Origin of the sequence: Pseudoalteromonas sp. B160, from assembly GCF_037162485.1 — a bacterium.
Taxonomy (GTDB): Bacteria; Pseudomonadota; Gammaproteobacteria; order Enterobacterales; family Alteromonadaceae; genus Pseudoalteromonas; species Pseudoalteromonas rhizosphaerae.
On the sequence record NZ_JARLUX010000001.1, the window covers coordinates 964307 to 988964 of the forward strand.

Below are 24658 nucleotides of genomic sequence, written 5' to 3' on the forward strand. Positions count from 1 at the left end.
TTGATGGAATATTTAAGAAGGTACAAGTTATGAAAACGTTAAAATCAGGCGAAAGCACCAAATCTATTCACGCACAATTAATAACCAGTAAACTTTGTTTGTCTGCGCTTACTCTAGCAATTTTGATTGGCTTAACCGGCTGTAGTGGCGATGATGGAAAAGATGGCGCTGTAGGCCCGCAAGGTGAAATGGGCATGGACGGCGTCGATGGTAGTAATGGCGCTGATGAGACAAATGGTAGCGATGGCACGAATGGATCAGATGGTACTCCAGGATTTGCAGCAGCAACTTTTATTTTGGCTAATAATGGTGCTGATAATGCAGGCACCGTTGATTTGATTAATCAAAATGCTGCAAAGTTAAAAACATTTAATAGTGGGGCAAATGAAGGTGTTGCATTTGATAGCTTAGGTAATTTAATTCAAGCCAGCGATTCTGGTAATGGCGCTCTTAGCACCGTTTGCCAAGTATTAAGCCGTGCCGATGGGGGTATGTTTGACAGTAATCGTGATCGTACCATTACCGGCAGCAACACTACGTTAGTCAATCCCAAAGGTATTCATATATCAAATAAGCGCGGACTCATTTTTGCCGCTGACTTTAATGCCATGCAGATCACTGTCTTTGGTGCTACCGCCGCAGGAAATGCAGCGCCTTTAGCTAGTACAGTTACAGACGCAAAACCGTGGGATGTAACATACGATGATATAAACGATCGCTTATATGTGGCACTCACTAATGGTGATGTTGCAGTATACGATAATTATGTAGATGGTGGCTTTACCGCTATGGCAACTCGTACAATCACACCCAGTGATGCAAGCGGTAACAAAGTTTCCGTTAATATTCATGGTATCGTTTATGATGCTGATACAAATAAATTAGTACTTTCTGACGTCGGCAGTGCCAGTGATGCAACCGACGGCGCATTATTTGTGATCAACAACGCATCCCTTGCTACTGGCAATACCACGGTTGCTCGCAGTATCGCTGGCCCTGCTACTATGCTTGGTAACCCTGTGGATATCAGCCTGACTGGTAGCGACTTACGCGTTGCAGAAAAATCTAATGATGCAATTCTGGTATTTAGCAATATCTTTAATGGCGTCAGTGGTGACATTAGTCCAGATAGCGTCACCGCAACGATTAAGCCAGAGTCAATAACCGCAACAGTGATGCATAATGATATGCCTGATGTATCTGACAGTTATATGACTAATATGCCATTGATGGGTATTGCTGTAAGTAGTAATCCAAGCGCGGCAGGCCCTACAACAGGACAAATTTCACGTCTAAATGCACAGTTAACAAGTGAAATTGGCAGTTATAATGCAAGTCAAACAATCGAAAGTGTTGCCTTTGATAAAGCCGGTAACAGCTATGCGAGCTTTGATAACAGCACAACCTCTGTAGGTGGAATTGTTATTTCCAATAAAGTCGCGATGCACCGTGATGGCGAGGTATTTACACTAAGCCAAGATTCTATCATCAGCGGCAGTAATACCGGCCTAATCTCGCCAAAAGGTATTGATGTAGCATCAGACAGTGGGATGATTTTTGTCGCTGAAAACAATGCCACAACACCGGGAATATTAATATTCTCAACATGTACTACGGGTGATGTAACGCCCCTTTTGACGCTCACAGCAAGCGGTGGTGCACGTCCATGGGATGTTGACTATGATGTCACTACTGATAGAGCATTTGTGGCATTAACCAATGGGACTATTGCTGTTTTTGATGAAGTTAAAAGCAAGCTAATGGCGGGTATGAGCACTGTAACCGGGGAAGATCGCTTAATTACACCCGCAACAGCAGGAGTCGCATTCCCAGCCCCTACCAATATACATGGCATTGATTACGATCCACTAAGTGACTCATTAATTGTCTCAGATGTAGGCAGTGCCGCTGACGCCACTGATGGTAAATTGTTTGTATTAAATAATGCAGGAACCGGATCAGGTTTGAACAATGTCAGTGTCAATATCGCCGGACCTGCAACCATGCTCGGTAATCCTGTCGATATTATGTTTACCGGCAATCATTTATACGTAGCCGAAAAATCAAATGGCTTAGTCATGCGGTTTGATAATATTCTCAATAGCCCCAGCGGTGATATTGCAGCCAGCGTAAGCTACTCATTCACAGCTCCTGAGTCTGTTGCTATTTTACCAAGCTGGCTAAATCGCTAACCATCAAGGACAGTTAAATTAACTGCCTTTAGTTGGCCTCCCAATGCCTTAACTTTTCGAGTTAAGGCATTTCTTATCTTTAACTAACAGCAGTCTTAGAATAAGCAAACGCATAATTAGCCAATTAGCGCATCCACACTTTGATATCTGCTAAACCATTAGCTTGTAATACACTCAGTTGTTGCTCAACATTGTTGGTTTGCTCAAACTCAAAGGCATCTAATTGTTCATCAAAGGTGATGTTTGCAACACCATCGCCACCGCGCTTTTTAACTTGATGTAGCGCGATATCCGCTAAGTTGACAGAGGTTTCCCAACCAATAACCTGACCACCTAATAATGGTAATGGGTAAAATGAAAAGCCAATCGATGCAGTCAAGTTTATACTGTCACCACTGGGCAACTTAAATGTGTGATCAGCAATTACTTTACACAGCTGCGCAACATAACTATCGATTGCAGTGCGTTTAAAGTCACGTAGCAGTAACAAGAATTCATCACCACTCCAACGGGCAACATAATCAGATCCTTGGGTACGAGAGTTAAGCAATGCAGCCATTTGCTGCAAACAACTATCACCACCAATCGGTCCATAAGCGTCATTAATGCGGCTAAAATTATCAAAATTAATGATTAGCAACACCAAGGATTTTCCCTGCGCTTGTAATGATTGTGAGTTACGCTGAAAGTGCTCTATATCTTTTGGTAGTTGATCAAATAAGAAGCGGCGGCTTCTCAGCCCAGTAAGTTCATCAGAGTGACTCATAAGCTTTAGCTGAGAGTTAACTTGATTAAGCTTATCATTAGCTTGGCGCAGCTCACTGGTGCGTTCTGTGATTAAACTTTCAAGCGCGGTTTGCTTACGGCGTTCTTGCTTTCTAAATACCCAAAACACTAAATAAAATAATAAAATAAAACTACCAGTGATCAACAGCCGAAAATAAATTGTTTCATCAAACCGTCTTGGTACTACAAATGAATATTCCGTACTTTGCGCTTTTTGCCAACCTTCACCTTGTCGTTTAGCCTCAAGTTGAAACAAAAATGCACCAGGCGGTAAATTGGTATAAATAGCTTCACGGCGGGTATTAGCATAACGCCAATCGCTGTCTAAACCAGTTAAACGATAGCGAAACTCAATACTGGTCGGTGCATAATAGTCTATCGCAGTGTATTTAAGGGTGATATCACGCTCATCGATTTCTAATTCAGGATTACGCCCTAATGCAGCTGTTGCAAGTTTACGTATCCCAGTATTTAAACTCTCAACCTTTGGCTGTAATGGTTTAACGCCAAACAGCTCAATATCTTTAGGGATCTCCACGACCCCCTGTAGGCTAGGATACCACATTGAATTGCCTAACTCCGCCACAGCATCATGGCCAAGGCCGGTACAACACTGGCTGGCCTTACCGTCTAGTTGACGATCGTATGACGAAATAACCTGCTCTACTTTTAAGCTTTCAATATCGTTACTAAACTGCTCAACCGGCATTCGGTAGACACCTTTCATGGTACTAACCCATATGCGCTTGAGCTTTTCATCATAACGTAAACTAAAAATAGAACCGTAAGGTAAGCCATTGGTAGCATCTAACTGACGCCAATGCCCTTGTGTGCTTCGATAAAATAAACCATCATTTAATGAGCCGATTAATATACCAACTCCATCAATGTTTAAGATGCTTGTAACATAAGCACTTTCAAGACTCGTTTGATCGCCAATTTTTTCAATACCACGATCAGTAAAGTAGTAAGCGCCTTTGCTAGTGCCAATTAAACCAAAATTAGCTTCATCAACGACATAAGTAATAAACTTACTGCCTAAAAATGCGTTATAAGCAAATGGGGTTAAACCACCGTAACTAAGCCGATACATACCCGCCAGTACCAAGCCAAAAGCCTCCTTTGCTGGAGCGACTAATCGCAAACACCGGGTTATCTTTTAAAGCGCGTCCAGGGACAGTGAACAAGGTGTTGTTTTCATAAATATACACACCACGTCCAGTGGCGATATATAACCGTGAGCCATCAAACTGTAAATCATGCACGGCTGCACGTCCGTATTGATTACTTGGGATTTGATTGATAAAGTTTTTATCTAAATCAAAGTAGCCTACACCACTGCGGTTAGCGACCCACAATCTCCCATCGGGCGCTTGGCTAATGGCCATAACCGCTTCGGTCATTTGTGATATAGCTGAGTGACGTTCTATTCTGCCTTCGTGCGCAAGCCATAATCCTTCACTAAAACTCGCAAGCCAAATATTATTATCATTATCGCGATATAAATCAGCAAACCAAATACTTTGGTCAAGTTGGCTCGGCTCAACCCATTGCCAATCGCCGGAGTTGTCTCGAAACAGTAAGCGCCCATAGGTCGAAATCCACAGTGCTCCATTTGAGTCACTCATAAATTTATAAACCGCTGAGTTATTCGCATTGGGAAGTGGAAAAGGCCTTAACTCGTCATCTAAATCTAAAAAGTAAGCACCGAGCTCTGACGCTAAATATAAGTTTCCTTCCAGCCATGCTAAATCGTGAATAATCGTTTGTGCTAAACGCTCAGGTATCGATACCTTAGCAGTTAGTTCTAAGCGTAACTTTGCAAAATCAGAGGAGGAATTAGTTAACCGTAGCAAGTATCGTTCATTCACCAGCCAGATCCCTTCTGGCGATAATGCCAGCTGACTGACAGTACCAACAATCTGCTTTACTGAACTGGCACTCATCACAGGGACTAGTAAGTCATGCACTGCGCTGACATTGATCTGATTGCGAGATACAAAGTACAGGCCATTCGCTGCTATCCAAATACTGCCTTTCGCATCTTCGATAACATCGCGTACAGGGCCTTTTACACTAAACTCTTGCGCTGCCATAGTGGTGGGATCGATGACCACAATACCATCTTTAGTACCAATCCATAAATAGCCTTCGCTATCGACAAGTAATTTATTAATGCCGTTACTGGGTAAAAAATTACTATTTAAGGTATTGTAATTAGTGAATGTATTGCCATCAAAGCGACTGAGGCCAAACTGAGTTCCCAGCCACATATAGCCTTGCTTATCTTGCACGACACTTTTAAGTGACTGCGATGGTAAGCCATTTTGCATATTCCATTGTTTTACAACATAGTCGGTAATTGACGCCTTACTTGGCATACTGCAGAACAGCACAATAATAACCAATAAAAATCGCATCATAACGTCAATACCTCGTTGCAAAACTAAGGTTAAAAGGGCAAATAACCCATTTTAAACAATGCCTGAACACAAATTAAAGAAAATATACCAGCTAAAACATCATCCGCCATAATACCTACACCACCATGAACCCGCTTATCAAGAAAGCGAATAGGACCTGGTTTAGCGATATCAAAAAAACGAAATAACAAAAAACCCACTAACAAAGACTGCCAACTTAATGCAGCTCCGATCATGGTAATGTAAAATCCGGCAACTTCATCCCATACAATCGCGGGATGATCATGTACGCCCAGATCATCAGCGGTTTTGCCACATGCCCATATACCAAAAATACTAATAACCACCGCAAATACAATTTGTAACCACAGCGGGAAATACATAGTAGTAAAAATAAACGGTAGCGCAGCAAAGGTACCAAACGTACCTGGCGCTTTAGGTGCTAACCCTAAACCAAAGCCCAAACCAAAAAATTGATGAGGGCGCTTTAAATTAAATAATGCAGGTTTATTCAAACCGACTCCTTGGTGAAGTGTTCAAAACCAGCATCATCATATGCTAATTTTTCGCCATCGAGCATCAGCTCAACTTCGCCTTCACCACTTTTTATTTGTCCAATGCAGGCTGCATCTACACCATACTGGCGCAATTTCATTTCCAGCATACTTTTATTGCTATCAGGTACCGTAAATAACAACTCATAGTCATCGCCATAATTGAGGATAAACGGCAGTTGTTGATCTCGTTCTAAAGTAGCACGCAATGCATCCGAGGTTGGTATTTTATTCACATCAATACAAGCGCTAACTTGCGACAGAGCTAAAATATGCCCAAGATCTGCCAATAGACCATCTGAGATATCAATCGCTGATGATGCTAAACCGCGTAATACTTGCCCCGCAGCAACACGCGGAGTTGGGTAATCAAATCGTTGATTAACGTACCTTAAGTGCTCTGGAGCAATCTTAATCTCTTGCTTACGAGCTTCAATCGCAAGCCCGGCATCACCTAGCGGCCCTGTAACATAAACCCAGTCACCTACTTTAGCACCGCTTCGGCGCAGTGCTTTACCTGCAGGCACTGTACCTTTAGCACAAATAGTAATTGTTAACGGCCCTTGCGTGGTATCGCCACCAATGATTTGCACATTAAAATACTCTGCGATTTCATGCATGCCTTCGGTGAATTCTTCCAGCCACTCAACATCAATATTTGGCAACGTTAAAGCAACCGAAACCCACGTAGGCTCAGCCCCCATAGCAGCTAAATCACTTAAGTTTACGGCCAGGGCACGATGGCCTAATGCACGCGGATCGATGTCATCAAAAAAGTGTACGCCTGCTACCAGTGTATCGGTGGTAATCGCTAACTGACAATTTTCAGGAACAGTAACCAATGCACAATCGTCACCAATCCCTAAATTAACATCGCGACGAGTTATGCCACGACCTTTAAAGTAGCGATTTATTAATTCAAATTCCTTCATACACAAAAAAGCCGGCCTATGCCGGCTCTCCTTTTACGGTCGCATTACTTACGTAAATGCTTTACCGCTTTATCAAGTACACCATTAACAAATTTATGGCTGTCTTCAGCGCCAAATATCTTAGCAAGCTCAATACCTTCGTTGATAGCAACTTTATAAGGTACATCTTCACGGAATTTCAGCTCATAGCTGCTTAAACGTAAAATAGCGCGTTCAACTTGGTCTAACTCGTTAAATGGACGAGTTAAATGTGGCGATACTGCTTCGTCTAGTTGCTTATGATTTATAGCAACACCACGCGAAAGATCTTTAAAGTATTCAACATCAATTTTAGTCACATCGTTTTCGATCAACATTTGTTGTTCGATATCGGCAATGGCATTGCCACTTAATTGCCAAGAATAAACGGCTTGAAGTGCTAAGATACGTGCTTTACGTCTTGCTGCTGGTTTCACAAAAATTCCTTAAACTTAAATTTTATCTAACACATTAACCATTTCAAGTGCGCCTAAAGCAGCTTCGCCGCCTTTGTTGCCCATTTTAGTGCCAGCGCGTTCAATCGCTTGCTCAATGCTTTCAGTGGTTAATACGCCAAATGCAATCGGGATATCATACTCAAGCGACACTTGCGCTAAGCCTTTATTTGATTCGCCAGCGACAAGATCAAAATGTGGTGTACCACCTCTGATCACAACGCCTAAAGCGATGATTGCATCATACTCTTTTTTTGCTGCAACGCGTTTCGCCGCTAAAGGTAATTCTACCGCACCTGGTACATAAACTACGGTAATATCATCATCAGATACACCACCAGTACGTTTTAATTCATCAACAGCACCAGCTAATAGGCTGCTACCAATAAAGTCATTAAAACGAGAAATAACGATAGCGAATTTCTTGCCAGGAGCGTATTTATTACCTTCAATAATTTTCATTCGATAACCCTAAAAAATAAGTTCAAGCGGTTGCGATTGCGCAAAAATTGCTGCGCATCATACCATATAAATAAAATAATAGCCTAGTTTAAGCGTTGTGCTTATTGTGGCTCTACGTAGTCAACCACTTCTAAGTGAAAGCCCGATAACGCATGGTACTTTTTAGGCAAGCTCATCAAACGCATTTTTTCAATGCCCAAGTCAGCTAAAATTTGTGACCCTACGCCTACGGTGCGTGAAGTACCTTGGAATTTACGATGCGCGACCGTCTCACCAGCATCTTCTGCAGCAAACGCTTTAACTGTCGCTTCTAGCTCTTCGGTGCATTCTTGCTTACCTAGAATAACTAACACACCTTGATGCTTTGCAATATAAGCCATGGCATCTGACAAGCCCCAGCTTCTATCGGCACTGCGATCAGATAACAAAATATCATTGAAGGTACTTTTTAAATGAACCCGTACTAAGGTTGGTTCATTCGTTTTAACCTCACCATTTAACAGCGCATAATGTAACTGGCCGTCAATGGTATCTTTATAAGTAACTAAATCAAACTCACCATGTACGGTTGGCAACTTACATTTTGCCACTTGCTCAATGGTGGTTTCATTCATGTTACGGTATTCAATTAAATCAGCAATAGTGCCAATTTTGATATTATGTTGCTCAGCAAATACTTCTAAATCAGGACGACGCGCCATGGTGCCATCAGCATTAAGAATTTCCACAATTACTGATGAAGGCTCTAAACCGGCTAAGCGGGCTAAATCACAACCGGCTTCAGTGTGACCGGCACGCGTTAATACGCCACCTGGTTGTGCCATAATAGGAAAGATATGCCCAGGTTGAACGATATCACTTGGTACAGCACCTTTGGCAATCGCAGCTTGCACAGTACGAGCGCGATCTGCAGCAGAAATCCCCGTAGTCACACCTTTCGATGCTTCAATCGACATCGTAAAGTTAGTCGAAAATGCCGCACCATTGTTTTTTACCATTAATGGTAAATCAAGTTGCTCACAGCGCTCTTGAGTCATTGTTAGGCAAATTAAGCCACGACCATGAGTGGCCATAAAATTGATCGCTTCCAGCACTAATGTGCTCGGCTGCGATAATTAAATCGCCTTCATTTTCTCTGTCTTCATCATCCATTAAAATAACCATTTTACCGGCTTTAATGTCATCAATAATTTCTTGTGCGCTGTGTAAATTCATAATCTGCTCGTGTAAGTTGTGGAGTGCGTTTATTTAATAAAACCGGCTTGGGCGAGTAAACTCATCGAAATATCTGAACTAGCTGGCTGCTCTGCCCCTTTGATCAAACGCTCTAAATAACGCGCGATTTGATCTACTTCTAAGTTCACTTGCGTGCCTACTTTAAAATCAGCAATAGTTGTTTGCTCACTAGTGTGCGGCACAATTGTCAGTTTAAATTTATTATCTGCTACTGCATTTACTGTTAGGCTAATACCATCAATGCATACCGAGCCTTTATAAGGAATATATTTCATTAGTTGTACATCGGTGCTTAACCAGTACTCAACGGCACGCGCATTAGGCGTAATTGCGGTAATAGTCGCGATGCCATCAACATGCCCTGAAACTAAGTGACCACCTAAACGAGATACTGGCTGCATGGCTTTCTCAAGGTTTACAGTTTGCCCTTGTTTATAGTGAGCAAATCCCGTTAAACTAATCGTCTCATTTGATAAGTCAGCGCTAAATCCATCACTGTGCTTGGCCACAACCGTTAAGCAAACCCCATTAGTTGCAATGCTATCGCCTAAATTTACATCGGCCATATCAAGGTTATTACTTTTAATGCGGATAGCTAAATCGCCTTGCTTTTGTTGTAACTCGCTAATAGTGCCCGTTGCTTCGATGATCCCAGTAAACATAGTGGTTACTCTTTAGTTATTTGGTTTAGATGAGGCTTTGCGTGGTGTCGCCGTGATACGAATATCGTCACCGATACACACACTCTCATTAATTGATAAATTAACAACGTCCTGCATACTTGTCAGCTCTGTAAAGTTTAGTAAGCTTTTGCCGTCATTCCCTAACAACTTCGGCGCCAGATAAACAATATATTCATCAATTAAATTACATTCAGTCATTTGGCCCGCTAAGGTTGCCCCTGCCTCTAACCAAATATGATTAAACTGTTGCTGCGCTAGAAGTTTCATGGCAGCCACTAAATCAACTTTATTATTTTTTTCTGGTACTACAATATGGCTTACGTAATGAGGCCATTGCTGTGATTTATCAAGTTCAGTGGTAAGAATAATTACTTCACTGGCAATGCTAAATAATGCTAGCTCAGGTGTTAAACGATTTTGTGAATCAATAATAATACGTACAGGTTGGCGTACAGGTAATTGCGTTGGTAACGGCTCTGGCAGCTCTTCAACACGAACATTGAGTTTTGCATTATCAACTAATACTGTGTCCGCACCGGTTAAAATAGCGCAGCTTTGTGCGCGCTGTAGTTGCACATCTTGGCGAGCCTTAGGGCCCGTTATCCATTTACTTTGACCGTTTTTAAGTGCCGTTTTACCATCAAGGCTTGCGGCCATTTTGCAGGTAATAAATGGCATACCTTGCTCCATGCGCTTTAAAAAGCCACGGTTTAACAGCCTTGCTTGTTGTTCTAACAAACCTGACGCAACCTCAATGCCCGCGTCCGCTAAAATAGCTAAACCTTTACCGGCTACCTGCGGGTTTGGATCAACCATAGCAGCAATTACTTTTACCACGCCAGCAGCTTTTAAACCTTCGGCACACGGCGGTGTGCGACCAAAATGGCTACAAGGTTCAAGCGTGACATAAGCAGTTGCGCCAAAGGCTTGGCTACCCGCCATTGCTAATGCATTCACTTCAGCATGGCCTTGGCCGGCAACTTGATGAAAACCTTCACCAACAATAACGTCATTTTTTACTAATACACAGCCAACATTTGGGTTTGGGGTGGTAGTAAAGCGTCCTTGTTTGGCAAGCTCAATCGCTCGGGTCATATAAGAGAAATCTTGTTCGCTAAACTGATATTGGTTCATATCACTCTCCCAAACGGGCAATTTCTTCACCAAATTCACGAATATCTTCGAATGAACGGTATACCGATGCAAATCTGACGTAAGCGACTTTATCGAGTTTTTTCAACGCTTCCATAATGCATTCGCCAATCAGGTGACTGGAAATCTCACGCTCGCCGGTGGCACGTAATTGCGATTTAATAATATTGACCACTTCATCAACTTGCTCGGTACTGACGGGGCGTTTTTCTAATGCGCGGTGTAGACCATTAAGGAGTTTATCTTCATTGAAAGGTTCACGGCTACCGTCTTGTTTGATCACCCGAGGCATTACAAGTTCTGCGCCTTCAAAGGTAGTAAAGCGTTCATGACATTCATTGCATTCACGGCGTCGCCTTACTTGGTGGCCACCTCCCACTAAACGCGAGTCAATCACTTTGGTATCTTTTGCGGTGCAAAATGGACAATGCATAGGTATCAGCTTCCGTTAAAAACAAAAAAGGCCGCTTTTAGGCGGCCTTTATAATAGCAAAAAACTAAGCTATTGTGATCTAAATTACTGTTTGTAACTCAATTAAGCGTAAACAGGTAATTTTTTACAGATTGCTTTAACTTTCTCTTTTACTTGTGCTTGTACTGACTCATCGTTGATGTTGTCTAGTACGTCACAGATCCAGCCAGCAAGCTCTTTAGACTCAGCTTCTTTAAAACCACGGCGTGTGATTGCCGGTGAACCAATACGTAAACCAGACGTTACAAACGGTGAACGTGGGTCATTTGGTACTGAGTTTTTATTTACGGTGATATTAGCATTACCTAAAGCCGCATCTGCGTCTTTACCAGTGATGTCTTTATCAATTAGATCAAGTAAGAACAAGTGGTTTTCTGTTTTATCAGATACGATCTTATAACCGCGCTCTTGCATTACTGCAACCATAGCTTTAGCATTTTTCACAACTTGAGTTTGGTATACTTTAAACTCTGGTTGTAATGCTTCTTTAAATGCCACTGCTTTGGCAGCGATAATGTGACATAAAGGACCACCTTGACCACCAGGGAATACTGCACTGTTAAGCTTTTTATAAATAGCTTCGTCGCCACAAGCAGAAATAATCAAACCACCACGAGGGCCGGCTAATGTCTTATGCGTAGTTGTAGTAACAACATGTGCATGTGGTACTGGGCTTGGGTAAACACCAGCAGCAATAAGACCTGCAACGTGAGCCATATCAACAAACAAGTAAGCGCCTACTTTGTCAGCGATTTCACGGAATTTAGCCCAATCAACAATACCTGAGTATGCTGAGAAACCACCGATGATCATTTTTGGTTTGTGCTCAAGTGCAAGTGCTTCAACTTGTGCGTAATCAATCTCGCCAGTCGCTTCGTCAAGTCCGTATTGGATTGCGTTATAAAGCTTACCAGAGAAGCTTACATGTGATCCATGCGTTAAGTGACCACCATGAGCTAAGCTCATACCTAACACTGTATCGCCAGCATCTAATAAAGCTAAGAACACAGCAGCATTTGCTTGTGAACCTGCGTGAGGCTGAACGTTAGCATAATCTGAACCAAACAATTCGTTGGCACGGTCAATCGCTAGTTGTTCAACCACGTCAACATGCTCACAACCACCGTAGTAACGCTTGCCCGGATAACCTTCAGCATATTTGTTTGTTAGCTGTGAACCCTGCGCTTCTAGTACGCGTGGGCTACAGTAGTTCTCAGATGCGATAAGCTCGATGTGTTCTTCTTGGCGAGCAGTCTCTTTAGTGATTGCTTCAAATAACTCTGGATCGAAATCCGAAATATTCATGCTACGTTCTAACATGGGGGCTCCTAGGGCAACGTGTATGGTATTTTGAAGGCTGAATTATACGCTGAAAACGTCAATTTGCCTATGGTGTAAAGATGAACATATTTAAACAGGGATTGAATTTAATTCACAGTGTTTTTGTAATGATATTTTTTTATTAAAGCATCAGTAATTTTAATGAATAAAAGCAAATAACATTTACATTATTTATACCTTAATCTGTTGCATTCGCGATTGTTTACACTATTATGATACCAATGTAATCATGGATGATGAACTAATTTACTATGCTAGCTAAACCTATCTACGAATCAATTCCTTATTGTTATGTCATTGTTGGCGGACTTTGCATTTTACTTTTCAGCACTGTTTTACCAACAGCCATTGGTATTTTTTATTCTTCAATGGTGCCAACATTTGGCGATTACGCTCAAATTCACGGCGTAAAGATCATAAAGTAAATCGCATTAAAGTTAACAAACACTTTTATTATTATGAATTTAAACCATTTATTTTATTTATGTGCGGATTACTCCTAATCCATTGGGTAGCGAATGAATTAGTTATACTTGCAGGGATTATGATCTGCCTTATAGCCATTTTAATTTTTTGTTTACGAGTGCTAAACCGCCGTTCACGTTCAATAGTTTAATTTTCCATTACTGCTATTAAGTACAATTTAAAGCAATAAAAAACGACATTGCTTTCACATATGCCGTTTATTTTTAGTTTTACTGAGCGGGTAAAAACTAACCTAGTTTAGCTAATAATATTTCACGCAGGATATCGTAATCATCTGCGATATCTTCGGCTAAGCATGGTTTAGCTAATGCATCAGCTAGTGGTTTTGGCATTTCAAGTTCAATATTTAAAATCTCTTCAACACTTTCTTTAAACTTAGCCGGATGCGCTGTTGCCAGAAAAATACCAGCAGAATCAGTTGCTAAGTTAGCTTTTAGGCCCTGATAAGCAATCGCTGTATGTGGTTCAGCAACATAGCCTGTTTGATGAATTTTTTCATCACTGCTTGGGTATCATTTTCATCAACACTAGTTGAATAAAAATCATCATAACTAAACCATTTGTTATCAAGCATGGTTTGTACACGTGGCCAATTATTAGGTTTACTCACATCCATGGCATTAGACAATGACTCGATTGTGGCATTAGGCGCCCAGTTTTTATCAAGGATAAAGCGCGGTACAGTGTCATTTTGATTGGTTGTAGCGCTAAGTTTAGCGACCGGTAAACCAATCACCGCACCGATCATCGCCGCACATACATTACCAAAGTTACCACTAGGTATTGAGATATGTGCTTTGGCGCGCTGCTCTTTTGGTAATTGCGCTATTGCTTCAAAGTAATAACATACTTGTGCAACAAGGCGACTTATATTGATAGAATTAGCTGAATTTAAACCTAAGCGAGATTTAACTTCATCATCTAAAAAGGCATTTTTAACCATCGCTTGGCAATCATCAAAGCTACCATCTACAGCGTAGCAATGGATATTATTACCCAAAGTAGTAAACAATTTTTGCTGTGCTAATGAGATTTTACCTTTTGGATACAGGATAACCACATCAATATTTGGCTTGTTATAGAACGCATGCGCAACAGCTGCCCCAGTGTCCCCTGAGGTTGCTGTGAGTATTGTGGTTTTTTCACCTTGGCTAAATTGTGCCAAGCACTCAGCCATAAAGCGACCGCCAAAGTCTTTGAATGCAAGCGTTGGCCCATGGAACAACTCTAAACAATAAATATTGTCTTCAACTTCAACTAATTTAACAGGAAAGTTAAAGGCATTTTGCACCATTTGTGCAACCGTATCAGCAGGTAATTCATCACCAATCAAATGCGATAAAATCTTACTGCTACGAGTAACAAAGTCCATATCGAGTAAACTATCAACATCAGCTAAAGGCGCGAGCGATTCAGGGAAAAATACTCCTTGATTACGTCCTAAACCTGTTTTAACTGCTTCAACAAACGACACTTTTTGAGAATCATCTTTTAAATTATGTAATTGCATTATTAGTTCCTTAAATTCTTATAGCTGACGCGTGCCGGCGTTATCGAGTTTACAAATGTGGCAGAAGCCTTGCTCATTAATATAGTTTTGTTCAAGCCACTGTGCGCATTGCTGTGCAGCTTCAAGCGTTTTGCACACGGTAAATAATGTAGGACCAGCACCTGAGATACTGACAATCTCAGCACCAAACTCTGGCAGCGCCGCTTTAGCTTCACTAAAACCATTGATCAGTGGCGCACGATGCGGCTCCGCTATTTCATCACTCATGATGGAGAGTGCTTCATCAAATCGGCTAGTTAACAATAAAGTACTAAACGCTGATAAGCGCTGCGCAAATTCAACGCTCGCATGCATACTTAGCTGTTTTGGTAACACTGAACGCGCTTTAGCGGTATTAAGTGAAAAACCAGGAAAAGCCGCTACGTAATACCAACGCTCATCAACCGGTAAAGCAATTGATTTATTTGGAATTAAATCACCAGTAAGCTGCAAACCACCCAAGTAACACGGAGTGATATTGTCGTAATGACGACCGCCACTGACAATCGCTTCAAAATCAGCCATTAATTCAATTAACTGCACTTGGCTCAGTGCAGTACCTGCAAACTGATCCAGCGCCGCAAATGTGGCTACTACAGAGCAAGCACTTGAACCAAGACCCGAGCCAATTGGTAAGTTCTTTTTTAATTCCAGTTTAACGCTTGGCATGGTTGGCGCTACATGTTCACGAAAATGCACTAAACACTGATACGCTAAATTTTCACTGGCATCGCTTGGTAGTTTATCTGCGTAATCGCCAGAGCATATAAATTCGTCAAGCTCGCTAGAACTTACCGCAACAACATCACCTAATAACGTGCCATCAATAGGAGCAAGCGCAGCACCTAAGGCATCAAAACCAACTGCAAAATTACCGATTGAGGCTGGAGCATATACTTCGATCATTATACTCTCCTAGCGCGATAACGTTTTTAAAATGTCAGCAAATACCCCAGCCGCAGTCACTGCTGAGCCGGCACCATAACCACGAATAACAAATGGACGTGGTTGATAGTATGCACTCAAAATTGCTAAGGCATTTTCGCCGTCACGAATAACAGCCAGAGCATGCTTTTCATCTACCGCTTCAATACCTACTTTGCAGTGGCCTTGTTTGATAGTACCAACATAACGCAACACTTTGCCTTCACTTGCAGCACTTTGAATACGGTCATTAAACGCAGCATCTAAACTTGGCAATTTAGCCATAAATTCGTCAACGTTATCACCTTGGGCAAAACCCAAAGGAAGCACTGATTCAACTTCGATATCGCTCAACTCTAATTTCATACCTGCTTCGCGGGCAATAATTAATAACTTACGCGCGACATCAGTGCCCGATAAATCATCACGTGGATCTGGCTCAGTAAAACCACTCTCTTTTGCTTTAATGGTTGCCTCAGACAGTGATAAACCATCTTGCAATGCGCCAAACATATATGACAATGAACCGGATAAAATTCCGCTAAATTCAAGTAACTCATCGCCAGCACCAAACAGTGACTGTAAGTTATCGATTACTGGAAGACCTGCACCGACATTTGTTTCGTATAAAAACTTACGATTATTTTTTTGCGTTGCTGTAATTAAATCTTGGTAATAAGCATATGAACTTGTATTGGCTTTTTTATTTGCAGCCACAACGTGGAAACCGGCATTCAAAAAGTCTACATACTGAGCCGCTAAAGCATCTGAAGACGTACAATCAACCAGCACTGGATTGATTAAATGATTTTGCCTAACAAATTGTTCAACCAGTTTGAGGTCAAACGGTTGTTCTGATGCTGCCAACTTTTGCTGCCAATCGTCAAAAGCAATTCCTTCGCTATCAAGATGTAATTGACGTGAATTAGCAACACCATACAAGTTTAGTTTGATATTACGTTTTTCAAGCCATGCTTGCTGACGCTCTAACTGCTTAATAAGTTCTTGGCCAACTAAACCACAGCCTAATAAAAATACATCAATTGATGGGATATGAGTGAAGAAGTTTTCGTGACACACTTTTACAGCATCATTACACAGCTCGCCGTCAATCACTGCTGAAATTGCACTTTCAGTTGAATCCTGGGCAATAGCGACAATGTTAACTTGTGCTTGGGCAAGTGATGCGAAAAATTTAGCAGCTAAGCCTTTATGAGCGCGCATATTATCACCCACTAAAGTAACGATTGCTAAATTACGCTGCACTTGTACAGGTTCAATTAGTCCCGCCTGTGATTCAAGCTCAAACGCAGTTTGCAATGCCTCAAGAGCCAATGGCAAATCTGATTCATGGACACAGAAGCTGATACTAAATTCACATGACGATTGAGTGATCAGTACAATCGAAACATTATCGTGAGCAAGGGCATTAAAAACTTTTGATGCCATGCCTACTTTACCTTTCATGCCAGGGCCTGAAACCGTTAGCATCGCAAGATTTTGTAAACTAGATAACGCTTTTACCGGCTCCGATGACACATTATCATTACTGATCAGTGATCCTTGTGCATCCGGATTATGGGTATTTTTAATTTCACACGGCACGCCAGCTTTAGCGCACGGTAGAATTGTTTTAGGATGGAGAACTTTGGCACCAAAGTAAGAAAGCTCCATAGCTTCTTTATATGATAAAAAATCAACTTTAGTGGCTTTTTTGATATAACGCGGATCAGCACTGTACACACCATCAACGTCAGTCCAAATTTGACATACTTCAGCTTCTAAACACGCTGCGGCAATTGCGGCTGAATAATCTGAGCCATTACGTCCCAGTGTAGTTAGCTGGCCTTGTTCGTTGCTAGCTGTAAAGCCAGGCATAATATAAATAGTCGCAGGATTAGCTTTTAAAGCCGTTTGAAAACGAATTTTACTCGCCACTAGATCAGCTTCTGCATCAATATGACCATTAGTTGATGCAATACAATCGGTTGCTTCGAGGTAGTGGGCGTTATGTGAGCTTAATAGACACTGCATCAGTGATACACTGATGCGCTCACCAAAACTAATAACATAAGCACGCACTTGATCTGGACAACATTGGATGAGTTTGACACCCGCTAGCTTATTTTGCAGTTCGTTTAAATCAGGCCAGTTTTGAACACTACCATATTCAGCTTCAACGGCTGCTTTTAAGCTTTGGCAACGCTCAATTAATGCGTGCCACTGTGTATCATAATCAAGTCCTTGTTCAGCAGCGCTTGCCAGTGCAACCAATGAATCGGTCATGCCACCTGGAGCCGATAGCACCAATAACATTTCGTCTTTTAATTGTGCTTTAACTAACTGTGCTACCTGTTGTAGGCAGGCAAAGTCAGCAAGTGACGACCCACCAAATTTTAATACTCGCATTTTTTATGTTTCCTCATCCCATAAAACGAAAAAAGGCCTGTGTTCGTTGTGAACACAGGCCTTTAAATTTGTTGCACCGACCTATGCCACTATCCAGTAAGAATGGTGGTTGTAATAATAATGGTCAATGCGTGATTATTTGTTTTCATAGCCCTTAGACTGCCTTAAACAGGGCTATTCTGTCAACCCCAAATAAAAAGATAAATTATGCCTTTTGATTATAAAGAAATCTAATGAATGCCAAATTTATGCAGTATTTCATTTAATCTTGTTTTATCTATCGGCTTATCAACGAAGGCTATAGCTCCCAACTTAGCGACGCGTTGTTTCATTTCAAGTTGAATATCTGCCGAAATTACCAGCACAAAGCATTCAATTTTTTGTGCTTTAATACCTTCAAGAACTTGTACTCCATCAACTTCGGGCATAGTTAAGTCAAGACACAGTAAATCGAAGTTATGTATATGCATTAACTCTAACGCTTCACGGCCATTTTTTGCTTGCATAATATCTGCTGAGATACACTCATTTAAACAGCGTATAACTTGTTTGCGTGCTACTGTTGAATCATCACACACCAGTACGGAAAAATTCATAATATAGACAACTAAAAATACGGATAATAGATTACTGAGCAGACAACTTATCACTCAATAAATAACGATGTTGTAGTAATGTTGTGATTTTATAACACAAAAATTTAACAGCGATAAGCTTAAGTTTTTGCTAAAAAAAGAAAAATTAACAATGTTTGTACTGTTAAATAAGATTATTTTATTTATTTTTAAACATTTATTAGCTAACTTTAATACTGAGTGTACTCGTTGCTAGGGTATTAATTAAGCTTTGTAAAAAAATAAAGGAGCTATAGGCCACCGATGCTACAAAAAAGCCTATCAAAAAAGCTACTTACCAGCGTGTTATCCGTCTACTTTTTATTAACTTTTGTAGTCACGTGCGGGCAAGTTATTGCAGAATATGTAAACACGAAAGATTATATACGTGACGAACTGACGACCTTACAAAAAACATTTAGTCGTAGTTTAACCCGTGCTATTTGGGAGCTAAACACTAAACAAACCATCACCACAGCAGAAGGCTTATTAGCAATTCCAATGATTGAAGGTATTATTGTACGTGATGATAGCGGCGAGATAATCTCACAATTAGGTCGCTCACTCGATATTCGCGAGCTATATAGCCAACAATTAGTACAAGAAGAAGCGATTATCGAAGATACTCCATCTGGCTTATTCGGTTATACCTTTCCATTGATCTTTGAATTTTCTGGCCGCGCCACCCAAGTTGGTGATGTCACGCTATTTTCGAGCCGAGAAGTGGTATTTAGTCGCATTATGATCTCAATTTATTTTTTAATTGGCAATGCGATGATCAAAACTACATTTTTAATCATCTTATTCTTAATGGCATTTAGAAAACTACTCACTGAACCTCTAGCACAACTAACAGAGCAAATTGAAGATCTTCAATTAGATGACCTCGAAGGTCAACATATCGAAATTGAAACAACTGAGCACAACGAATTAAAAGTAATGGAACAATCATTCAATAAGTTGATCGATAAAGTTGTGCAATACCGCAAAGAGCTTGAACAAACTCAAAAAGCATTGATAATAAGTAACGAAAAGCTCGATCAGCAAAATCTACAACTTGAACAAGAAGTGGCACGTAAAACATCAAATTTAAGTCAAGCTATGATGGATTTACAGCAACAAAAATACGAGTTGGAAAAACAAAAACTAACGCTCACCGAAGAAGTTGATTTGCGTCGCCATACTGAGCAAGAGCTACTAACTAAACAAACTGAAATGCAACGTTATGTTGATGAACTCAATATGGCGCAAGAGCGTTTAGTCAGCTCAGAAAAAATGGCCGCTTTGGGTGGTTTAGTTGCCGGTATTACCCACGATATCAATACCCTGGTCGGTATAGGGGTTACTGCCACATCCTTTTTGCAAGAGCGTTTAATACAAATTGAAAACGCTTACAAAGAGAAAACACTCTCGCCTAAAGCACTTGAGGAGTTTATTAATGATGCCAAACAAAGTACTAGCCTATTAACCACTAACCTAGACCGTGCTTCAGAGCTGGTTGCCAGCTTTAAGCAAATTGCGGTTGATCAAGCCAGTGAAGCTGTGCGAACTATCAACCTAAAAGAATATCTAGGTGAAATTATTCGCTCATTACACCCTAAGATAAAAAATACCAGTCATCATATTAATTTAGATTGCCCGGTAGATTTAACCTTAAATCTACCTGCTGGTGCTATCAGTCAAATTTTTACCAATTTGATTATGAATTCATTGATCCACGGATTCGATGGTGTCAGCAATGGCATTATAGACATTGCTATTAAAGATGAAGATGACCAAGTGATTATCGACTTTAAAGATAATGGCAATGGCGTTACCGAACAGCAACTTGAAAAACTGTTTGATCCGTTTTTTACGACTAAACGCGATCAAGGCGGCAGTGGTCTGGGCACACACATTACTTTCAATTTGGTCAAGCAAACCTTGAGCGGCGAAATCGATGCGACAAGCTCACCAGTGGAACGGCTTGCATTATCATATTAGTTTCCCTAAAGACATGCCAAAACCTTTGTCTATATTTAATAACTAATGCGCCGAGACTGTTTGCCTAACACTTTGCTTAATTGCTAAACGTTTGGCCAATCAGTCATTTGCGCATCAGCTTTTTATTGTTATGATTGGGTAAATTTACCGAATGGATCAATCTCCCTATGTGGTTTAGTAACCTTATTTGTTACCGCTTTAAGCAAGACGTGTCGTACACCCAAGAAGACTTTGAGAAAGCCTTAGAGCAAGATTTATTTCGCCCTTGCGGTAGTCAAGATTTAAGTACATTTGGCTGGACCAAAGCCTTTGGTAAACATGGTGATACCCTTTCCCATTTCTCGCAAAAGAGTATTTTGGTTTGTGCTAAACGTGAAGAAAAAGTACTTCCTGCATCCGTTATCAACGATATGGTTGCTGAAAAAATAGAACTTATCGAAGCAGAAGAAAATCGCCCTGTTAAGAAAAAAGAAAAAGACGAGCTCAAAGAAAATATCCTCCATAGCTTATTACCGCAAGCCTTTAAAAAGTCGAGTTTACAGTTTGCCTTTATTGACCAAGAAAATGGCTGGGTAGTCGTCAACAGTGGTAGCTTTAATAAAGCAGAAGAGTTACTAGCACTACTTCGCAAATCACTAGGTACATTGCCGGTAGTTCCTGCATTTGCAAACTATGACTTAGATGTGTTTTTAACGGACTGGTTAACTAACTTCAGTACACCTGAGGGCTTTGCTATTGGCTCTGACGCAGAGCTTGAAGAAGCAGACGATAGCGGTGCTCAAGTTAAGCTTAAAGGCCATGATTTAGCCTGTGATGAAGTTAAATCGCACCTTGAAAGCGGTAAGCGAGTAACAAAACTTGCACTAGATTGGCAAGAGCGCCTGAAGTTCATGCTGCAAAATGATGGCTCTATTAAGCGCTTAAGCTACTCTGAAACATTAAAAGAAGAAAACGCCGACATCCCTAAAGAAGATATGTTGGTCAAACTTGATGCTGACTTTATTCTCGCCTCTGAAGAAATTAAACTAATGCTAGAAGAACTTACGGCTGGTTTAGGTGACGTGGAAGATTTAGCCTAAATTTTGACTAAGTTTTAAATACTAAAAAAGCGCCCTATTGGCGCTTTTTTTAACTGACGAATTAACTTAACTAAATACCGATTTCACATCATCGAGCATATCGTTATATTCATCACTTGAGAAGATATCAAGTGATGGGATCACACCTTTATCAATATAAGTTTGTAATGCTGCAGACTTATCTGAAACTTGTAAAATACCTTCCATAATCGCGCCAATACGAATGAAATCAACATAGCTAATATGCTCTGGGCGATAGTTAGGATTGGCCCAGCTTTCTGCTACTTCAACAAATTCATCAGTAAACTCCCAAGCACGCATGATGGCTCCCCCTACTTTACCGCTAAGCTTTTGAATCGCATGCGCTAAAAAGCTTGGATTGGCAAATACTTCCGGGTGACGTTCCGCTTCAGTCAAAATAGGCAATACACCAATATTATAAACTAGTGATGCCAGTGTAATGGTGTCACGATTCAATGAGGTCTGCTTGTTTTTCTTAAGGAAAAACTCCATCACAGTAATTGAGTGACATGCTACTTTTAAGGTCTTCTGCCATGCCTTATCCATGTAACCTTTGATCAGCTCATTATTTGAAACAAACAGTTGCTCCATCGCCATTGCTGTTGCGATATTTTTGATTTGACGCAGACCAATACGCGTTACCGCTTGATTTATATTAGAAACTTTAACTGTTCGCCCCATAAAAGCACTATTTGCGACTTTTATCATCCGTGCTGCTAATGCCGGATCATGAGAGATCACATCAGCCATTTGCGCTAAGTTTACATCTGGATTATCGGCAGCTTGACGTACACGAACCGCAACCTCAGGCAAGGTGGGTAAAACTAACGTGTCATTATTTATACGATCAACCAAAATGGTCAGTAGTGCGTTTTCTGTTGACATAAATGTGCCATCCTTTTGTATTGATTTGTTAATACACCCAAACCATGGAATGTTTATTTTTTATAAATACAGTATTGTCTAAGTTACCGCTAAAGTTAAGAAAATTACAGAAATTATATTAGTTTATTTTTCTACTACACTTTATATCCCTTCGCTAAGACCATCACAACACAGGAAACTTGCTATTTACGCATAAGATTTGCTTTAATGCTGGCATAACAAGGAAGCGAAATATCCTCTCAAGGGTATCTATAATTAAACTTACTTTTTAACAGGCAATATAATGACTCTCAATAAAATTAGCCAAGCACTTATTCTCACCGGTGCCGTTTTTCTTAGTGCATGTTCAGATCAAGCCAGCGCACCTAAAGCGTCAACTGACGCAGCAGCCTCAATTAAGCAAGTACAAGATAGCGGCCCACAACTTGTTAACGCTGACACTAGTCGCCTTGATATCTATACCGATTTTAGTTTAACGACTGATTTATCACATTTAAGCGACAACCAAAAAGCGTTAATAGCAAAACTTATTGATGCGTCTAAAATTATGGATGATCTATTCTGGCGCCAAGCATTTGGTGAAGATAAAGCGGCATTTTTAGCCAAAATCAATGATCCTAAAGTACAAAAATTTGCCGATATTAACTATGGACCATGGGATAGATTAAATGGCGATCAAGTCTTTTTGTCAGGCTATGAAGATAAAACAGCCGGAGCTCAATTTTATCCAGCCGATATCACTAAAGAAGAGCTAAACAAGGCTGACGTAGCAGATAAAAATGGCCTGTATTCAGTCATTAAGCGAGATGAGCAAGGCAAGCTATATAGCGTTGCCTATTCGGTTGAATATGCTCAAGCCCTTGAAAAAGCGGCTAACTTATTACGTGAGGCGAGCAAGCTTGCCGATGATAAAGAGTTTGCTAGTTACCTGAATTTACGTGCAGATGCACTACAAAACGATGATTATCAAGCATCAGACTTTGCTTGGATGGACATGAAGAACAACCCCATCGATATCGTTATTGGTCCAATCGAAACCTATGAAGATCAATTGTTCGGCTCTCGCGCAGCCTTCGAATCGTATGTATTAGTGAAAGATTTAGCATGGTCAGAGCGCCTTGCTAAATTTGCAGCATTTTTACCAGAGCTACAAAAAGGCCTCCCTGTTGATGGCAAATACAAACAAGAAGTGCCAGGCTCTGATGCGGACTTAAATGCATATGATGTTGTTTACTACGCAGGCCATTCTAATGCTGGCAGTAAAACTATTGCTATTAACTTACCAAATGACGAACAAGTACAACTTGAAAAAGGCACTCGCCGTTTACAACTGAAAAATGCTATGCGCGCTAAGTTTGATAAAATATTGGTGCCAATCGCTGAGCAGTTAATTGTTCCTGAGCAACGTAAACACATTACTTTCGATGCATTTTTTGCCAATACCATGTTCCATGAAGTCGCTCATGGTTTAGGGATAAAAAATACTATCACAGGTAAAGGCACGGTTCGTCAGTCTTTACAAGAACATGCCAGTGCTTTAGAAGAAGGCAAAGCCGATATCTTAGGCTTGTACATGGTTGAGCAGTTACTCAAAAAAGGTGAGATCACAGAGGGAACACTTGAAGATTATTACATCACTTTTATGGCCGGTATTTTCCGCTCAGTGCGTTTTGGCGCATCAAGTGCCCATGGAAAAGCAAATATGATCCGCTTTAACTTTTTCGCAGAAGAAGGTGCATTCTCTAAAAATGAGCAAGGCCTTTACAGCGTAAATATGGAAAAAATGGGCCAAGCGATGGCCAAGCTATCTGGTTTGATCTTAACCTTACAAGGTGATGGTGATTATGAGAAAGTTGATCAACTGATTGCCACACATGGTGATATCAAAGTGGAACTTGCTAAAGATTTAGAAAAACTAAGCCAAGCTAATATCCCTGTAGATGTCACATTTAAACAAGGTAAGAAAGAGTTAGGTTTAGAATAATATAATTAATACTAAAAA

At 40.7% G+C, this 24658-nt stretch carries 15 protein-coding genes and 4 pseudogenes; 4 read left to right on the forward strand and 15 right to left on the reverse strand.

Annotated features, from left to right (window positions below):
• Positions 1–29 precede the first annotated feature (29 nt).
• Positions 30–2192: a hypothetical protein gene (locus P4S61_RS04505; protein WP_337117854.1), complete on the forward strand. Its 2163-nt coding sequence runs from the start codon at positions 30–32 to the stop codon at positions 2190–2192.
• 124 nt (positions 2193–2316) lie between these two features.
• On the opposite strand, the pseudogene P4S61_RS04510 reads toward P4S61_RS04505, so the two are convergent.
• The 14 genes and pseudogenes from P4S61_RS04510 to P4S61_RS04575 form a co-directional block, all read right to left on the reverse strand.
• Positions 2317–5401, reverse strand: a pseudogene (locus tag P4S61_RS04510) (diguanylate cyclase domain-containing protein).
• Between the two features lie 29 nt (positions 5402–5430).
• Positions 5431–5916, reverse strand: a complete 486-nt coding sequence (locus P4S61_RS04515; protein ID WP_145241127.1) for a phosphatidylglycerophosphatase A family protein — start codon at positions 5914–5916, stop codon at positions 5431–5433.
• The gene (gene thiL / locus P4S61_RS04520) at positions 5913–6887 is read right to left on the reverse strand and encodes a thiamine-phosphate kinase (protein ID WP_149981196.1); all 975 of its coding nucleotides are present in this window, start codon (positions 6885–6887) and stop codon (positions 5913–5915) included. The genes P4S61_RS04515 and thiL overlap by 4 nt, the downstream gene beginning before the upstream one ends.
• A gap of 44 nt (positions 6888–6931) precedes the next feature.
• On the reverse strand, positions 6932–7342 hold the full coding sequence (gene nusB, locus P4S61_RS04525) for a transcription antitermination factor NusB (RefSeq protein WP_145241131.1): 411 nt from the start codon (positions 7340–7342) through the stop codon (positions 6932–6934).
• Positions 7343–7357: 15 nt separating this feature from the next.
• Complete coding sequence (gene ribH, locus P4S61_RS04530; protein ID WP_145241133.1) at positions 7358–7822, reverse strand: 6,7-dimethyl-8-ribityllumazine synthase; 465 nt, start codon at positions 7820–7822, stop codon at positions 7358–7360.
• Positions 7823–7923: 101 nt separating this feature from the next.
• Positions 7924–9037: pseudogene (ribBA, locus tag P4S61_RS04535) on the reverse strand (bifunctional 3,4-dihydroxy-2-butanone-4-phosphate synthase/GTP cyclohydrolase II).
• Positions 9038–9066: 29 nt separating this feature from the next.
• Complete coding sequence (locus P4S61_RS04540; protein WP_145241136.1) at positions 9067–9720, reverse strand: riboflavin synthase; 654 nt, start codon at positions 9718–9720, stop codon at positions 9067–9069.
• 12 nt (positions 9721–9732) lie between these two features.
• The gene (gene ribD / locus P4S61_RS04545) at positions 9733–10875 is read right to left on the reverse strand and encodes a bifunctional diaminohydroxyphosphoribosylaminopyrimidine deaminase/5-amino-6-(5-phosphoribosylamino)uracil reductase RibD (protein WP_337117855.1); all 1143 of its coding nucleotides are present in this window, start codon (positions 10873–10875) and stop codon (positions 9733–9735) included.
• 1 nt (position 10876) lies between these two features.
• On the reverse strand, positions 10877–11326 hold the full coding sequence (gene nrdR / locus P4S61_RS04550; RefSeq protein ID WP_016708083.1) for a transcriptional regulator NrdR: 450 nt from the start codon (positions 11324–11326) through the stop codon (positions 10877–10879).
• A 102-nt stretch (positions 11327–11428) separates the two neighbouring features.
• Complete coding sequence (gene glyA, locus P4S61_RS04555) at positions 11429–12685, reverse strand: serine hydroxymethyltransferase (protein ID WP_145241140.1); 1257 nt, start codon at positions 12683–12685, stop codon at positions 11429–11431.
• Positions 12686–13419: 734 nt separating this feature from the next.
• A pseudogene (thrC, locus tag P4S61_RS04560) lies at positions 13420–14702 on the reverse strand (threonine synthase).
• An 18-nt stretch (positions 14703–14720) separates the two neighbouring features.
• Entirely contained in the window at positions 14721–15647 is a 927-nt protein-coding gene (thrB, locus tag P4S61_RS04565) for a homoserine kinase (RefSeq protein ID WP_145241144.1), read from the reverse strand.
• Positions 15648–15656: 9 nt separating this feature from the next.
• The gene (gene thrA, locus P4S61_RS04570; protein WP_145241147.1) at positions 15657–18074 is read right to left on the reverse strand and encodes a bifunctional aspartate kinase/homoserine dehydrogenase I; all 2418 of its coding nucleotides are present in this window, start codon (positions 18072–18074) and stop codon (positions 15657–15659) included.
• A gap of 230 nt (positions 18075–18304) precedes the next feature.
• Complete coding sequence (locus tag P4S61_RS04575; RefSeq protein WP_182731831.1) at positions 18305–18670, reverse strand: response regulator; 366 nt, start codon at positions 18668–18670, stop codon at positions 18305–18307.
• Positions 18671–18952: 282 nt separating this feature from the next.
• Between P4S61_RS04575 and P4S61_RS04580 the strand changes: the two are divergent.
• Positions 18953–20717 (forward strand): annotated as a pseudogene (locus P4S61_RS04580) (ATP-binding protein).
• 121 nt (positions 20718–20838) lie between these two features.
• Positions 20839–21750: a recombination-associated protein RdgC gene (gene rdgC, locus P4S61_RS04585; protein ID WP_145241151.1), complete on the forward strand. Its 912-nt coding sequence runs from the start codon at positions 20839–20841 to the stop codon at positions 21748–21750.
• Between the two features lie 66 nt (positions 21751–21816).
• Here rdgC and P4S61_RS04590 read toward each other — a convergent pair whose 3' ends face one another.
• Positions 21817–22656: an HDOD domain-containing protein gene (locus tag P4S61_RS04590; protein ID WP_145241153.1), complete on the reverse strand. Its 840-nt coding sequence runs from the start codon at positions 22654–22656 to the stop codon at positions 21817–21819.
• Between the two features lie 283 nt (positions 22657–22939).
• Here P4S61_RS04590 and P4S61_RS04595 point away from each other — a divergent pair, with 283 nt between their 5' ends.
• A complete protein-coding gene (locus tag P4S61_RS04595; RefSeq protein ID WP_145241155.1) occupies positions 22940–24640 on the forward strand; it encodes a dipeptidyl-peptidase 3 family protein in 1701 nt (566 codons plus the stop codon).
• Positions 24641–24658: the final 18 nt, after the last annotated feature.

Coding starts and splice junctions, on each gene's coding strand:
- P4S61_RS04505 (WP_337117854.1), top strand. CDS start 30: ATGAAAACGTTAAAATCAGGCGAAAGCACCAAATCTATTCACGCACAA.
- thiL (WP_149981196.1), bottom strand. CDS start 6,887: ATGAAGGAATTTGAATTAATAAATCGCTACTTTAAAGGTCGTGGCATA.
- ribH (WP_145241133.1), bottom strand. CDS start 7,822: ATGAAAATTATTGAAGGTAATAAATACGCTCCTGGCAAGAAATTCGCT.
- ribD (WP_337117855.1), bottom strand. CDS start 10,875: ATGAACCAATATCAGTTTAGCGAACAAGATTTCTCTTATATGACCCGA.
- thrB (WP_145241144.1), bottom strand. CDS start 15,647: ATGATCGAAGTATATGCTCCAGCCTCAATCGGTAATTTTGCAGTTGGT.
- thrA (WP_145241147.1), bottom strand. CDS start 18,074: ATGCGAGTATTAAAATTTGGTGGGTCGTCACTTGCTGACTTTGCCTGC.
- rdgC (WP_145241151.1), top strand. CDS start 20,839: ATGTGGTTTAGTAACCTTATTTGTTACCGCTTTAAGCAAGACGTGTCG.
- P4S61_RS04590 (WP_145241153.1), bottom strand. CDS start 22,656: ATGTCAACAGAAAACGCACTACTGACCATTTTGGTTGATCGTATAAAT.
- P4S61_RS04575 (WP_182731831.1), bottom strand. CDS start 18,670: ATGAATTTTTCCGTACTGGTGTGTGATGATTCAACAGTAGCACGCAAA.
- nrdR (WP_016708083.1), bottom strand. CDS start 11,326: ATGCATTGTCCATTTTGCACCGCAAAAGATACCAAAGTGATTGACTCG.
- glyA (WP_145241140.1), bottom strand. CDS start 12,685: ATGTTAGAACGTAGCATGAATATTTCGGATTTCGATCCAGAGTTATTT.
- P4S61_RS04595 (WP_145241155.1), top strand. CDS start 22,940: ATGACTCTCAATAAAATTAGCCAAGCACTTATTCTCACCGGTGCCGTT.
- P4S61_RS04540 (WP_145241136.1), bottom strand. CDS start 9,720: ATGTTTACTGGGATCATCGAAGCAACGGGCACTATTAGCGAGTTACAA.